This is a genomic window from Staphylococcus sp. GDX8P54P (assembly GCF_017893165.1).
Classification (GTDB): Bacteria; Bacillota; Bacilli; order Staphylococcales; family Staphylococcaceae; genus Staphylococcus; species Staphylococcus borealis.
In genome coordinates this window covers 1-13,973 of the sequence record NZ_JAESMM010000002.1, presented here as the reverse complement: position 1 = coordinate 13,973, position 13,973 = coordinate 1, and the positions used below count along the sequence as shown (strand labels likewise).

General features: G+C 34.3%; 16 protein-coding genes and 1 rRNA gene. All 17 read right to left on the bottom strand.

The window, feature by feature from the left end; translation table 11 throughout:
* Positions 1–13: 13 nt before the first annotated feature.
* Positions 14–862, bottom strand: coding sequence for a 4-(cytidine 5'-diphospho)-2-C-methyl-D-erythritol kinase (gene ispE, locus KA909_RS00355; protein WP_075108875.1), 849 nt, complete (start codon positions 860–862; stop codon positions 14–16).
* Between the two features lie 311 nt (positions 863–1,173).
* Positions 1,174–1,437, bottom strand: a complete 264-nt coding sequence (gene veg / locus KA909_RS00350) for a biofilm formation stimulator Veg (RefSeq protein WP_011276767.1) — start codon at positions 1,435–1,437, stop codon at positions 1,174–1,176.
* A 99-nt stretch (positions 1,438–1,536) separates the two neighbouring features.
* A complete protein-coding gene (gene rsmA, locus KA909_RS00345; protein ID WP_193839745.1) occupies positions 1,537–2,427 on the bottom strand; it encodes a 16S rRNA (adenine(1518)-N(6)/adenine(1519)-N(6))-dimethyltransferase RsmA in 891 nt (296 codons plus the stop codon).
* 3 nt (positions 2,428–2,430) lie between these two features.
* Entirely contained in the window at positions 2,431–2,979 is a 549-nt protein-coding gene (gene rnmV, locus KA909_RS00340) for a ribonuclease M5 (protein WP_053031307.1), read from the bottom strand.
* A gap of 142 nt (positions 2,980–3,121) precedes the next feature.
* Positions 3,122–3,892 carry a TatD family hydrolase gene (locus KA909_RS00335; RefSeq protein WP_053031305.1) on the bottom strand — a complete coding sequence of 257 codons (771 nt, stop codon included), beginning with the start codon at positions 3,890–3,892 and terminating at the stop codon, positions 3,122–3,124.
* Positions 3,893–3,921: 29 nt separating this feature from the next.
* The gene (gene metG, locus KA909_RS00330) at positions 3,922–5,901 is read right to left on the bottom strand and encodes a methionine--tRNA ligase (protein WP_075108874.1); all 1,980 of its coding nucleotides are present in this window, start codon (positions 5,899–5,901) and stop codon (positions 3,922–3,924) included.
* Between the two features lie 250 nt (positions 5,902–6,151).
* A complete protein-coding gene (gene rsmI / locus KA909_RS00325; protein WP_193839746.1) occupies positions 6,152–6,994 on the bottom strand; it encodes a 16S rRNA (cytidine(1402)-2'-O)-methyltransferase in 843 nt (280 codons plus the stop codon).
* Positions 6,995–6,996: 2 nt separating this feature from the next.
* Complete coding sequence (locus tag KA909_RS00320; RefSeq protein ID WP_075108872.1) at positions 6,997–7,245, bottom strand: GIY-YIG nuclease family protein; 249 nt, start codon at positions 7,243–7,245, stop codon at positions 6,997–6,999.
* Positions 7,238–7,963: a tRNA1(Val) (adenine(37)-N6)-methyltransferase gene (locus KA909_RS00315; protein WP_193839747.1), complete on the bottom strand. Its 726-nt coding sequence runs from the start codon at positions 7,961–7,963 to the stop codon at positions 7,238–7,240. Before KA909_RS00315 ends, KA909_RS00320 begins: the two co-directional genes overlap by 8 nt.
* Before the next feature lie 156 nt (positions 7,964–8,119).
* Positions 8,120–8,518, bottom strand: a complete 399-nt coding sequence (gene yabA, locus KA909_RS00310) for a DNA replication initiation control protein YabA (RefSeq protein ID WP_053031294.1) — start codon at positions 8,516–8,518, stop codon at positions 8,120–8,122.
* Between the two features lie 15 nt (positions 8,519–8,533).
* A complete protein-coding gene (locus KA909_RS00305) occupies positions 8,534–9,337 on the bottom strand; it encodes a PSP1 domain-containing protein (RefSeq protein WP_053031292.1) in 804 nt (267 codons plus the stop codon).
* A 1-nt stretch (position 9,338) separates the two neighbouring features.
* Positions 9,339–10,265 (bottom strand): DNA polymerase III subunit delta' C-terminal domain-containing protein, encoded by a 927-nt coding sequence (locus KA909_RS00300; RefSeq protein WP_193839748.1) that lies wholly within the window; start codon positions 10,263–10,265, stop codon positions 9,339–9,341.
* Between the two features lie 276 nt (positions 10,266–10,541).
* The gene (locus KA909_RS00295; RefSeq protein ID WP_011276778.1) at positions 10,542–10,871 is read right to left on the bottom strand and encodes a cyclic-di-AMP receptor; all 330 of its coding nucleotides are present in this window, start codon (positions 10,869–10,871) and stop codon (positions 10,542–10,544) included.
* A 33-nt stretch (positions 10,872–10,904) separates the two neighbouring features.
* Positions 10,905–11,516: a dTMP kinase gene (gene tmk / locus KA909_RS00290; protein ID WP_193839749.1), complete on the bottom strand. Its 612-nt coding sequence runs from the start codon at positions 11,514–11,516 to the stop codon at positions 10,905–10,907.
* Position 11,517: 1 nt separating this feature from the next.
* Entirely contained in the window at positions 11,518–12,858 is a 1,341-nt protein-coding gene (locus KA909_RS00285) for an aminotransferase class I/II-fold pyridoxal phosphate-dependent enzyme (RefSeq protein ID WP_210129868.1), read from the bottom strand.
* Positions 12,859–12,881: 23 nt separating this feature from the next.
* Entirely contained in the window at positions 12,882–13,415 is a 534-nt protein-coding gene (locus tag KA909_RS00280; protein WP_053031283.1) for a GNAT family N-acetyltransferase, read from the bottom strand.
* 445 nt (positions 13,416–13,860) lie between these two features.
* A 5S ribosomal RNA gene (rrf, locus tag KA909_RS00275) occupies positions 13,861–13,973 on the bottom strand; the annotation flags it as partial.

Below are 13,973 nucleotides of genomic sequence, written 5' to 3'. Positions count from 1 at the left end.
TTGTTCAACCCTTCTATCCTAATAATCTAACTAAATACACTTCATTACAGCAGCCATTTACAGCATTATATAATTTTTTCGCTTGGCTTTCTTTTTGTGCAAGTCCATATACGGTCGGTCCACTGCCACTCATAAGCGCGCCATCTGCACCACACTGCAACATATTATTCTTTATTTTTCGAATTTCAGGATGCATTGACATCGATACTGGTTCTAAACGATTCGATAAACTTTGGCACAACTGTTGATAATTACCATTAACAATCGCTTGTTCACACATTTCTGTATCAACATGATGTGTGTCATCCAAATCCAACGCCTTGAATACATCTGGAGATGATATACCTAAATTAGGCTTCGCCAACACAACCCAAGCTGAAGGTGGCTTTTTTAAGAAGCGTATCTTCTCACCTCTACCTTTGCATACTGCAGTTCTGTTATAAATACAAAATGGAATATCTGTCCCAATTTGAATACCCAACTCACTCAATTCATGCAGTGATTTATCTAAATTGAACAGACGATTAATGCCACGCATTGTAGCAGCTGCATCAGCCGATCCTCCTGCTAATCCGGCAGAAACAGGAATATCTTTATCTATAGTGATGGTTACACCTTCTTTTAAATCATACGTCTCCATCATCAATTGTGCTGCACGATAAGCTAAATTTTTATGATCATTTGGAACATAGTTATGTTCAATATCAACAACAATTTTTTTATCTTTTCTTTTTTGAAAAGACAAGCGATCATTTAAATCAACAGTCGTCATAATCATCGCAATTTCATGATATCCGTCATTTCTTTTGAAAAGTGTATCGAGCGTCAAATTTATCTTGGCTGGTGCCGTTTCATATATCATTTTTCCGCCCTCTCTTCATCAATAGTAATAAGATGATTTTAACACAAAGACTAAAAATATTTGATAGATACATGACAAATTTATGTAAAATCTTAATAAAACAATCATTTTAATCTACTAATATACGTTTTCTGATGAAATTCTATTATTTTGAAGTAAAATGATTAAGATTGGACACATTTTGTTGTCCACATTCTAAACAACCTTTATGATGCTACAAAAAAAGAGCGTTGAACTTAATAAGCCCAACACCCAATACATTTTAATTATAGAGTTGAAGTACACTAAACCACTCTATATTTATGTCTAAATTAGTGTGCAACTACTTCTTGATGATTATCTTCTTCAAATGAAACTTGTACGTTCTCTGTAAGAACATCCGTATATGTATACGAAACTCTTTCGAAATTATGCTTATCTTGGTCTAATTCAACAACAAATACTGAAGGATATGTTTCTTTTAACACACCACAACGTTCGATTGTTTTTTTACGACCACCGTTGGCTTTTAGTACAATACGATTTCCTAAGTGACAATCAATAGAATTTTTGATGTCCAAAATTGATTTTGGCATATTGCTCCACCTCGCTACAAGTTACATAATACCATATTTCGAGGTGTTTTGTCAAACAAAATTTAAATTGTATCAATGTAGTCGCGCTTTGTCAACAATTTAATTTTCTAATTCTGGGAATTTTTTCTTTTCTTCATACAATCGTGCAAAATCTTGTATTGATAGCGTTTCTCCACGTCTTTTAGGATCAATACCTGTTTGCTCAAGCCATTTTAATATACTTTCTTTATGCTGCTTTCCATCTTTAAAGAAGTTCTGATAATTGTTATTAATTGTTTTACGTCTTTGTGCAAACGCTGCTTTAGCTAATTTAAAGAACGCTTCTTCATTATCCACGTGAACGAGTGGCGTTTCTCTTTGCATTAATTTAACCACTATGGAGTCTACATTAGGTGGTGGCATAAATACAGATTTAGGCACAGTTAACACTTTACTTGTTTCAGTATAGTACTGTGCGACAATAGATAATGAGCCATATGATTTCGTTCCTACTTGCGCATTCAAACGTTCTCCCACTTCTTTTTGCATCATTACAACATAGCCATCAATCGGAATATCTTGTTGCATTAAGTTCAGTAGAATTGGTGTTGTTATATAATACGGCAGATTAGCTACGACCATGATTTTGTCACAATCATTTAGATATGTTTCAACCGCTTTAGCAATGTCTGCTTTCAATATATCCTCGTTAATAATCGTAATATTGTCATAAGGCGCTAATGTTTCTTTTAAAACTGGTATCAGTCGTTGGTCTATTTCAAATGACATCACTTTTTTAGCACGCTTCGCTAATTGTTCTGTTAAAGACCCCATACCAGGTCCCACTTCAATAACACCTGTATGGTCATCAATTTGACTCGCATCTATAATTTTATGAATGATATTAACATCTACTAAGAAGTTTTGTCCTAAACTTTTTTTAAAGTTAAATCCAAATTGATCTAACAACGCTCGCGTTCGTGAAGGTGTCGCAATATCTTTTCTCTCCACCTTTTATTCACTCTCCTTTTCCATAGATAATGCTTCGCGCACATCTGCTTCTGTATAACCAAATGCATTAAGTTTCTTCAATAATTGCTTACCGTTTGAATGTCCAATGTGTAACTTACGACCTAATATGTCTCTTCTACGACGTGCATCTTTGCCGATGATTAAACCTAAATCAATCAGCACACTTTTGTCAATTGACTCTTCCGCTTCTTCAAAAGGAGAGCTGACATGCATTAAGGCATCTCTAATATCTTGGGGGTCTGCATGTTCAACGCCAATTTTACCACGCTTATTTTTAGCTTTCTCTCGATCTAAATACGCATGTTTAACGCCTGAAACATGTTCTGTAATCGTGTGTCGTATTTTATCACCTGGAAAGTCAGGGTCCGTTAATACAATCACCCCTCTTGTTTCTTGTGCATTTTGGATGACTGCTAACGTTTCTTTATTAATGGCACTACCATTTGTTTCAATCGTGTCACATTCAACAGCCGACTTTACACGTTCTGTATCATCTCTACCTTCTACGACGATAAATTCATTGATTTTCATAATAAAAATCCTTACCTTTCAAATTCATTTCACATATATTATAACTGCTCATCATATAAAAAATGAGAAAGATGCCGTGTGTCATGTTGCTAAAATCATACCATGACAGACACGGTTTAACATCTTTCTCAGACATATCATATTATTTTAATTTAAATAAACGTTCAGCATTTTCGGTAGTCTGACGACATACATCTTCATATGTCATTCCACGTAATTCTGCAATTTGTTGTGCAACTAAAGTCACACGTTCAGGTTCATTACGTTTACCTCTATAAGGATGAGGTGAAAGATAAGGCGCATCTGTTTCAACTAATAATCTATCCATAGGTACATGTTTTGCGACCTCTTTAGGTTGCTTAGCATTCTTAAACGTAACTGGACCACCTAAAGAAATATGGAAATTTAATTTATTAATAACCACATCTGCGATTTCAGGAGAACCACTAAAGCTATGCATAATGCCGCCTACTTCTTCAGCATGCTCTTCCATCAATATATCGACACAATCTTGCGTCGCTTCACGATTGTGAATAATAATAGGCAAGTTTACCCTTTTAGCGAGCGCAATTTGCTTTCTAAACACATCTTTTTGAACATCAGCTGGAGATTTATCCCAATGATAGTCTAATCCCATTTCTCCTATACCAATGACTTTAGGATGTTGTGCTAATTGTTCAATCCATTGTAAACGTTCATCTGTGAAATCAATAGCATCAACAGGGTGCCAACCAATAATGCCATAAATAAAATCATATTCATCTATTAATGTCATCGCACGTTCAATTGTCGGTGTATCAAAACCAACAACAAACATACGGTCAACACCTGCTTCTCTCGCACGAGAAATGACTTCAGTTAAATCTTCTGCATATTGTTCATCATTTAAATGGACATGTGTATCGATTAACATTTTATCTCTCCTCATTTTACACTTTATTACTATTTAATAACTGCACCATTTGGAATTGCACTTGGCAAGCTAACTAATGTTAAAACACCGTCTTTTTCAGCTGATAAAATCATTCCTTCAGATTTTTGGCCCATTAATTTTGCTGGTTTTAAGTTTGTAACTACTGCTACTTTTTTACCAATAATATCTTCTGGACGATAGAATTTAGCAATACCAGAAACAATTTGTCGTTGTTCTGAGCCTAAATCGATTTGAATTTTTAGTAATTTATCAGATTTTGGAACATTTTCAGCATCTGTAATAGTTGCCGCTTTAATTTCAACTTTGTCGAAATCTTTAATATCAATTTGTGCTTTACTTGGTACTTCCGCTTCTTCTTTAGGTTCTTCAGATTTTGGAGGTTGCATAGATTCTTTAATATATGCTATTTCCGCATCAGTATCTAAACGTGGGAAGATTGGCGTTGGTTTCTCAGTTACCATAATAGGTTGTTTCAATGCACCGTATTGCTCAAGGCTTTCTAATTCAAACAATTCAGGTTCATTAATATTTAATTGGTTGAAGATTTCTTTAGGTGCATGTGTTAAGAATGGACGTAATAACACTGCAGCATATCGAATATTTTCAACTAAATGTGCCATGACGTTACCAAGCATATCCTTTTGATGCTCATCTTTAGCTAATACCCATGGTGTCGTCTCATCAATATATTTATTCGTACGACTAATCAATTTCCATACCGTTGATAATGCCACAGAGAATTGGAAACTTTCCATACTTTCATTGAAGTGTTTCACTGTTTCAAGTGCCATTGCTTCCATATCTTCGTCTAACTCGTGTTTTGGTCCTTCGTAAGCAGGTAATTCACCTTGGAAGTACTTATTGATCATAGAAATCGTACGATTCACTAAGTTACCTAAATCGTTCGCTAAATCATAGTTTGTACGCTCTACAAAAGCTTCAGGTGTGAACACACCATCTGAACCAAATGGTAATTCGCGCATTAAATAGTAGCGTGTTGCATCTAAACCATAGCGGTCGATTAATACGTTTGGATCGACAACGTTACCTTTAGATTTACTCATTTTACCGTCTTTCATCAAAATCCAACCATGTGCAAATACCTTTTTAGGAAGTGGTAGGTCTAACGCCATTAATAAAATCGGCCAAATAATTGAGTGGAAACGTACAATTTCCTTCGCCATTAAATGTACATCTGCTGGCCAGTATTTTTGGAATAATGCATCGTCATCTGATAGATAACCTAATGAAGAAATATAGTTTACGAGTGCATCAATCCATACGTATACAACGTGTTTAGGATTTGATGGAACTCTAACACCCCAGTCAAATGATGTACGTGATACGGCTAAGTCTTCTAAACCTGGTTTAATAAAGTTATTAATCATTTCATTCTTTCTTGAAGGTGGTTGAATGAAATCTGGATTAGCATCATAAAACGCTAATAATTTATCTGTATATTTATTAATGTTAAAGAAATAACTTTCTTCTTTAACTAATTCAACTTCATGACCAGAATCCGGGCTTTTACCCCCGACGATTTTGCCATTTTCATATACAGGTTCTACTAATTGTGACTCAGTATAGTATGTTTCATCAGGTACTGAATACCATCCTTCATACTCACCAAGGTAAATGTCACCTTGTTTCAAAAGACGCTCAAATACTTTTTCAACTACTTGTTTATGACGTTCTTCTGTCGTACGGATGAAGTCATCATTAGAGATTTCTAGTTTACTCCAAAGCTTTTTAATACCACTGATCATTTCGTCTAAATACTCTAATTCAGTTTTACCTGCTTTTTGGGCTTTTTCTTGAATTTTTTGGCCATGTTCATCTGTACCAGTAAGGTAACGAACATCATAACCTTGCATACGCTTGTAACGTGAAATCACATCACCTGCTACCGTTGAATATGCATGACCGATATGTAAATTACCACTTGGATAATAAATTGGGGTTGTAATATAAAATGTTTCTTTCGCCATCAATAGTCCTCCTCATCATTTACAAAATAATACTATATACTTACGATTTGTTTTTATACATTTTGATACTTAAACGCATCACGATATTCCTTTAATATTTAGTTATTTATCATTATAACGCATATCCATTTTCTAGTGTCGTATCCTATTAACATTACCATAAATTCATTAATTTATGGGTGATTTCTAAGATTTTCATCGCCTAATTCCCTTGAAAAAATAATCAACCGATGTGTCTAATTTCGCTACATCATTCATTAACATTGTGGTATATGTCATAAACCTCTCCAGTCTTCATATGACGTTCTTCCGCAACTAACTTAATTGCTTTTTTAGGTTTGATCTTTTTTTCTGACATATAATGTTCAACATGTTCAGATATGGTCAATGATTCAAACCATTGTTCAGTTTCAAGAGGCTTAGCGCCCTCAATCAAAATAACAAATTCACCTTTTTGCATAATTTCATCTTGTTGAAATGCGTGTAATAAGTGTTCAACATCTTGCATGACAATTTGTTCGAACTTTTTCGTTAATTCACGACCAACTGCAACGCGTCTAGTCTCATCAATTTTCGCAATGGCTTTTAATGTTTCAACTACTCGAAAAGGAGATTCATAAATAATTAAAGTACTGTCTTGATACATTCTTTCCTGTAATATCGCGATCTTTTCTTTTTCTTTTCTAGGTAAAAAGCCTAAAAAAGTATACGTATAAGACGGTAAGCCACTTGCCATCAACGCAGTTAATCCAGCATTAGGTCCAGGTACCGTTTCGACATGAATATCATGATTATGGGCAGCAACTACTAATTCATAACCTGGATCACTTATTAAAGGTAAACCTGCATCAGACACTAATGCAACATTGTACCCTTCATTTAATAGATCAATTAAATATGCCGTTTGTTGCGTTTTATTATGTTCATGATACGATTTTAAAGGGGTTTGAATATCATAATGATTGCAAAGCTTTTTAGTCACTCGTGTGTCTTCGCAAGCTATGAAATCAACATGATTCAAAGTTTCAATTGCCCGAAAAGTAATATCACCTAGGTTACCAATAGGCGTCCCTACTAGATATAATGTCGCCATGTTTAACGCTCCCCAATCATTTTTAATTTTTGTTGTCTTGTAAATGTTTTAATTTCATATTCTCTGCGCATGGCTTCTGATTTTGAATCAAACATTTCTTGATAAACTAACACTACCGGGCGTCTTATTTTTGTATATTTAGCACCTTTTCCTGCATTATGCGTCGCAATACGTGCTTCTACATTTGTAGTATAACCTGTATATAATGAATCATCTTTGCATTTAACAATGTATACATAATGCTTAGCCATAATATACCTCTTTCATCTCATCAGTATAGTCACCCTGGTTGTTATAGATGTAAAATGGTGGTGCAATGGTTAACCCTTGATTACCATTCTTACGTCCCTCTACCACTATCGTAACAGCTGATTTGTCTATTTTACTATAAATAAATACTACACGTTTGGGTTCTATACTCGCGTTACGCATTTCGGTTAAGACATCCATCAACCTTTCAGCTCGATGAACCATCATGAGTCGGCCACCTTGCTTTAATAAATGACGTGCCGCCATCATACAATCCTCTAATGTACACTTAACCTCATGTCTTGCTATTTTATGTGCTTCCTTTTGATGCTGATTGCGTTGATTCGTTTTAAAGTAGGGTGGATTACACGTAACTAATGTATACTGCGATGGTTTGAAGTTTTGATATACTTCTTTTAAATCCATATGATGCATTAGCAATCGATCGTTTAAACGATTATATTCGAAACTGCGACGCGCCATATCAACGAGCTGTTCCTGTATCTCAATACTCTCTATAGGTTGTGAGCCCTTAGATGATAACAAGAGTGCAATCACACCATTTCCAGCACATAGATCTAGTATTTTGTCATTTTTTCTAACTTCAGTAAAATGCCCCAACAATAATGCATCCGTTGAAAATGAAAAAACATCGTCATTTTGGATAATTTTCAAATTTTCCTTAAATAAGTCATCAATACGCTCATTAACTTTTAACATGGTCTGTTTTCTCCTAAAAAAGAGATGTCTTTGCAACACATCAATATATTTCAAAGTGTTGAAATCCATCCCTCATCATTAACGTACGTTTTAAGCAATTGCAATGTATCTTAACAACGTACCTTCACCCATTAGCAATAAACATATGCCAAAGGTCTAACTATTTAACACATTCATACATAGTAAACAATCTTCACCATAGCGATGCTTACCAAATAGTTCTCCATTACAAATATGGAAGCCTTCACTATATAATACAGCGAGATTATCCTTACTTGGTAATGGTTTCTTTACATGTTTAATTGAACTTTTATTATCTTTTTCCTTACTCACTGGTTTGTTGTCTTTTTCAACACGGCTAGCAACTTTAACCGCTTCAACGTCTTGTTCGCTCTTAGCCATTAATGATTTTAAGTTATCATTTTCAACTTGTAATGCAACATTTTCTTCAATAAGTTGGATAGATAATGCTTTCAATTCACTCATTTCTTGATTTAATTGATTAACATTACTTTCAAGTCTTACAACTTTTTCAAATAGGTCATTGCGGTTCAAAAGTAACGTGCCTCCTTAATTAAAAGCTTCTAATTCTTCCATTTTATATTCTAATGGTTGTTCTAAACCATCGATTTTAACTTGCATTGAGATGTCTAAAATATTTAATCCGATAACTTGTCCCTTACCTTCAGGTGTCACAATCTTATCACCTAAATCAGGCAATTGTGCTCTTGCTTCTTCATAGAAATCATTTTCATATTTTAAGCAGCACATTAATCGACCACAAGCACCGGAAATTTTAGTTGGATTTAAAGATAAGTTTTGGTCTTTAGCCATCTTGATTGAAACCGGTTCAAAATCCCCTAAGAACGTTGCACAACATAGCGAACGTCCACATGGACCGATACCACCTAATAATTTCGCTTCATCTCGAACACCAATTTGTCTTAACTCAATACGCGTTTTTAAATTTTGAGCTAAATGTTTCACAAGTTTACGGAAATCAATGCGATCATCTGCTGTAAAATTAAAAATCACTTTTGATTTATCTAATGTATATTCGCAATTAACTAATCGCATATCCAACTGTTGTTCTTTAACTAAGTCTTTACATAACTGTAATGCATCGGTTGCATCTCTATCATTTTGATAATACGTTTCGATATCTTGATCAGTAGCAACACGTATGATTTCTTTTAAAGGTAATGTAACATCACCATCTTCAACGTCTTTAGGCGGGAATTTCACACTCCCAATTTCAATGCCACGTTTAGATTCGACAACAACCCAATCATTCACATTTACGTCTAAATCTTTAGGCGCATAATATTCCAATTTCCCAGCTTTTTGAAATTGTACACCTACGATATTTGGCATTCTAACTCACACCTTTGATTACTATTTGTTCAAATACAAGCGTCGGATTAACATTTTGCATTAATTTTTTGTGCGCTTCTGTAATTTGATCATACATGATAATAATTTGATTTAACGATAACTGGCTCGCATATTTTTCTGTGTTACCTTTTAAATCTGAGTATATAAAATGATGATCAATCCCTATTTTGGCATGCATAATATCTTCAAAAAATGCATTTACCGCTGCTAACGTTAGAGATTGTAACTTTCTATTTTTAGCATGCTTTAATAATTCTATTATTCCTATTAACGCCATAGGTTTATTTGTTAATAACAACTCACACCAATGTAAGATTACTTTCCTAAGTGCGACTAAATCATGTTCTTCATTTAAACCTTTAGCTGTTTCGAGTTGCGTAGTATAGCTACTTAACATTTCCGCTACAGCTCTATTGATATCTTCTTCAACTAATCTATCTATAAAGTGCTGTTTATCACTTGGTTTAAAATAAACATGCTGACAACGTGAATGAATTGTATCTAGAATTTGTTCTGGCTTCGTTGATAGCAAAATGGCTATCGTATTCTCAGGAGGCTCTTCTAAAAATTTTAATATACTATTTTCTCCTTGAACAGTAAGCTTTTCAAAGTCCTCAATAATATAAACTTTATGTGTGCCTTCAATTGGTAATTGATTCATTCGGTGAACCAATTGTTCAATTTGTTCTTTCTTAATTGAATTCTCCTCAGATGACACATACATGAAATCTGGTTGGTTGAACGTTTCTACTTTCATTTCACATTGTTGATTCCCATTACATAGAATAAGTTTTGCAAATTCCATCGCGACGTGCTTCATTGATTGAGCATCATCACCTTCAAACAAATAGGCGTGCGATAGTTTATTTGAATGATACGCATTCGCTAATTTTTGTTGTTCATCCATGCTTGCTTACTCCTTATTCAACTTTATAATATAAAAAGAGGTTAGGACCAAAGCATTTAGAATTTAGGCAAACTCATTGATAAGCAACATTATGACTCAAATTTTGTCGAATCACGCTTCTCTACAACGTAACATGTTGCAAATGAGTTTACTAAACCTGCCTTTAAACACCATGCATTAGTGTCCCAGAGCATAAGCCGTTTTGTCCCAACCTCGAATACTGTATATTCATCTAAGGTGTCTTAATTTCATTTTCATTGTTTTAAAATTTATTTATTAAAATCTATGGAATGATTCGACTGGCATTACAAATACTGTAGCGCCTCCCACTTCCACTTCAACAGGATATGGTATGTATGAATCTGCACTACCACCCATTGGTGTCATTGGTGAAACAAGTTGATCTCTATTACCACAAGTATGATCGATAACTGATAAAATATCATCTACACGATCATCATCTACACCACATAAGAAAGTAGTGTTACCGGCTCTTAAAAATCCACCAGTCGTTGCTAATTTTGTAGCTCTAAAGTTATTTTTTACGAGTTGGTCTGAAAGTTCCTGACTATCCTGATCTTGAACGATCGCTATAATCATCTTCATCTTAAAACACCTCTTCTAGTTATTATATCATAATTATTTTAAAAAATTTAAGATTATCTCATAAGTTTCATTGACTACATCATCAATATGACGTGTCGCATCTACTACTGCGAAACGCTCAGGTGTTTCTTGAATGATTTGTCGATATCCTTCAATCACCTTCTCGTGAAACGCAATATCTTCTTTATCAAGTCGATTCTGATCTCGTTGGTTTTTGAGAATTCTATCTCTACCAACTTCAGCCGTAATGTCTAAATAAACCGTCAAATCTGGATAAAGTCCATTAATTGCAAAGTCATTTAATTGTTTCACTTCTTCAATACCTATACCCCTTGCATAACCTTGATATGCAAGAGAACTATCAATATATCTATCACATAAGACAATTTTATCATCTTTCAACGCAGGCACAACTTTTTCTACTAGATGCTCTCTTCTTGATGCAGCAAATAGCATTGCTTCCGTGCGAATATCCATGTTTGCACCTTCCAATACCACCTTACGTATTTCTTCACCCGTTGGCACACCGCCTGGTTCTCTAGTAGCAATTAATTGATAATCCTGTGCTAACTTTTCAGACACACGTTGCAATATAGTTGTCTTACCTGAACCCTCAGGACCCTCAAACGTTATAAATGCCGACATTTCATTCATCCTTAACTAATATTTTTTCATTTTTTATACCTTCAACTTTATCACCTTTTTGAAGGTATTCTCGCATTAATTTTATCATATTTCGGGTTATTCTTTCCCCTTTTAAATAAACAGGAATTCCCGGTGGATATGGTATAATATGCGCTGCTAAAATGCTATCCTCAGCATGATCAATATGCATCCATGTTACTTCACCATTCTCACTAGGGAAATACTTGCCTTCATCGACTGGAAGTTGAATCGATGACATTGGTTTACGCGTTGAACGTACTGGCAAGTTCAAATAAGTGATTTTGCTTAATAATGCTTCGAATGGATACGTATCATCTTCATGCCATAATGGCAACACAAGCAACACTTGCTTATCATCAGCTAATTCAACATATATACCTAATTGTTCAAACCATGTTTGTATTTCAAATCCAGAATATCCCGGATATTGAATTAATAATTTTAAAGGATCACTCACACAGACTGTAGTTAATCCAGTCTTATTTAATGTATCTATAAGTTGCTTTCTTTTTTCCAAAAATATGGAACTATCATAATCAACATAAAATTGGTGTGCGAGTTCAAGGCTAGCCATAACTAAATACGATGGACTTGACGTTTGAAAATACCCTAAATATCGAACTATTTCATCTTTTAACGGGGCATTTTTATGAATAAATAATATGGAACCCATCGTGAGCGCAGGCAACGTTTTATGATAAGACTGCACCACAAAATCCGCACCACTTTCTAGCGCCGACTTAGGAAAATGGTCTAAGTTAAAATGGGCACCATGGGCTTCATCAACTAATACTGGGATTGCTTCACTATGTGCTCTATCAACAAATTCATTAATATCAAAACATTCACCATAATAATTTGGATATGTGACAATTGCTAACTTTTGATGATTAAACTTCATATTATGTACGTCTGGACCTAAGTATTGATCACTATCCTTACTTTTAGTCATCGCAAGTATATCCGCAGGTTGTTGTACAATATCTAAGCCATGAAAGACGGACTTGTGAACATTACGACTAATTAAATAGTCCCCGTTTCTTTTTGAAAAGGATTGTATCACTGATAAAATGCCTGATGTTGTACCATTAATTAAGAAATAGGCATTATAGTCTGGATGTTTACGACAATGCTGCATACTTTGCAATATGATATCTTCAGGGTGATGTAAATCATCTAAACCAGTAATTTCGGTCATATCCATTTTAAAGTCTAAATTTTTTATATGGCCAATTGTCCCATTTTTATGACCAGGTACGTGTAATGAAATAGCCTTTTCATTAACCAATTGAGATAATTTTTCAAAAATTGGAAGTTCCATACTATACACACTTTCTAACAGATTTAGCGCACTTGCGATAAATCATCATCGCCATTACGTTGCTCAATCCACTTCGTTTTTAATAACCCCATAACATAAGAATCTTTGTACTTCCCTTGTGTATAAAAGTGTTCTTTTAATTCACCTTCAATAGTAAAGCCTGCCTTTTTATATATGTGCACGGCTTTTTCATTATTCACATCTACATAGAGATATACTTTATTCAAGTTCAAGACTAAAAAGGCATAATCAATCGCCATTTTAAAGGCTTTTTTAGCATATCCTTTATTACCATATTGACTGTCTATAATAATTTGAATTTCACAATTTCTATGTACAAAATTGATTTCTACTAGCTCTACTACACCGATAGATGTCTGATTATCTTCAATAATAAATCGTCTTTCTGATTCATCTAAAATGTGTTTTTGATATAACGTTTTTAATTCACTTAATGACTCATATGGCTCTTCAAACCAATAAGACATAATCGTATATTCATTATTGAGATGATGTACAAATTGTAAATCTGTTTCTTCTAATGCTCTAATTATCATTTTTAGCACTCCTTTAATTACAGTTTATGCAAGTAAATTAATGAAGTAAAGTAACTCAATAATTTTATTTGTTGGATATTTTATTTCAGAATATAAAGTTGAAATTTATAGCCTTTTAATTTTAAGCATAAAAAAAGAGACCTTTCGATCTCGATATCGGCTCATCGCATCCATACGATTTGCCTGGCAACGTCCTACTCTAGCGGAACGTTAATCGGCTACCATCGCCGCTAAGAATCTTACTTTACTTCGAGGCAAGTGCTCGCATCTTTCTTCCTTTTCTAAAATTGCTTGCTCTTTTAGCTCAACTAAACTCGCTTCTCAATTTTCTCAATTCATCAGCTTCAAACGCTTTCTCTTCGTTAAGCCATTATACATATATATCATTAAATTTTCGGTTTGATTTTAAGCATAAAAAAAAGAGACCTTACGGTCTCAGTACTTTGCCTGGCAACGTCCTACTCTAGCGGAACGTAAATCCAACTACCATCGGCGCTAAGGAGCTTAACTTCTGTGTTCGGCATGGGAACAGGTGTGACCTCCTTGCCATTGTCAACA

Coding starts and splice junctions, on each gene's coding strand:
- KA909_RS00320 (WP_075108872.1), bottom strand. CDS start 7,245: ATGGCTAAGCATTATGTATACATTGTTAAATGCAAAGATGATTCATTA.
- KA909_RS00315 (WP_193839747.1), bottom strand. CDS start 7,963: ATGTTAAAAGTTAATGAGCGTATTGATGACTTATTTAAGGAAAATTTG.
- KA909_RS00335 (WP_053031305.1), bottom strand. CDS start 3,892: ATGTTAATCGATACACATGTCCATTTAAATGATGAACAATATGCAGAA.
- KA909_RS00305 (WP_053031292.1), bottom strand. CDS start 9,337: ATGCCAAATATCGTAGGTGTACAATTTCAAAAAGCTGGGAAATTGGAA.
- veg (WP_011276767.1), bottom strand. CDS start 1,437: ATGCCAAAATCAATTTTGGACATCAAAAATTCTATTGATTGTCACTTA.
- metG (WP_075108874.1), bottom strand. CDS start 5,901: ATGGCGAAAGAAACATTTTATATTACAACCCCAATTTATTATCCAAGT.
- ispE (WP_075108875.1), bottom strand. CDS start 862: ATGATATATGAAACGGCACCAGCCAAGATAAATTTGACGCTCGATACA.
- KA909_RS00285 (WP_210129868.1), bottom strand. CDS start 12,858: ATGGAACTTCCAATTTTTGAAAAATTATCTCAATTGGTTAATGAAAAG.
- rsmI (WP_193839746.1), bottom strand. CDS start 6,994: ATGGCGACATTATATCTAGTAGGGACGCCTATTGGTAACCTAGGTGAT.
- KA909_RS00300 (WP_193839748.1), bottom strand. CDS start 10,265: ATGGATGAACAACAAAAATTAGCGAATGCGTATCATTCAAATAAACTA.
- rnmV (WP_053031307.1), bottom strand. CDS start 2,979: ATGAAAATCAATGAATTTATCGTCGTAGAAGGTAGAGATGATACAGAA.
- KA909_RS00280 (WP_053031283.1), bottom strand. CDS start 13,415: ATGATAATTAGAGCATTAGAAGAAACAGATTTACAATTTGTACATCAT.
- tmk (WP_193839749.1), bottom strand. CDS start 11,516: ATGTCGGCATTTATAACGTTTGAGGGTCCTGAGGGTTCAGGTAAGACA.
- KA909_RS00295 (WP_011276778.1), bottom strand. CDS start 10,871: ATGAAGATGATTATAGCGATCGTTCAAGATCAGGATAGTCAGGAACTT.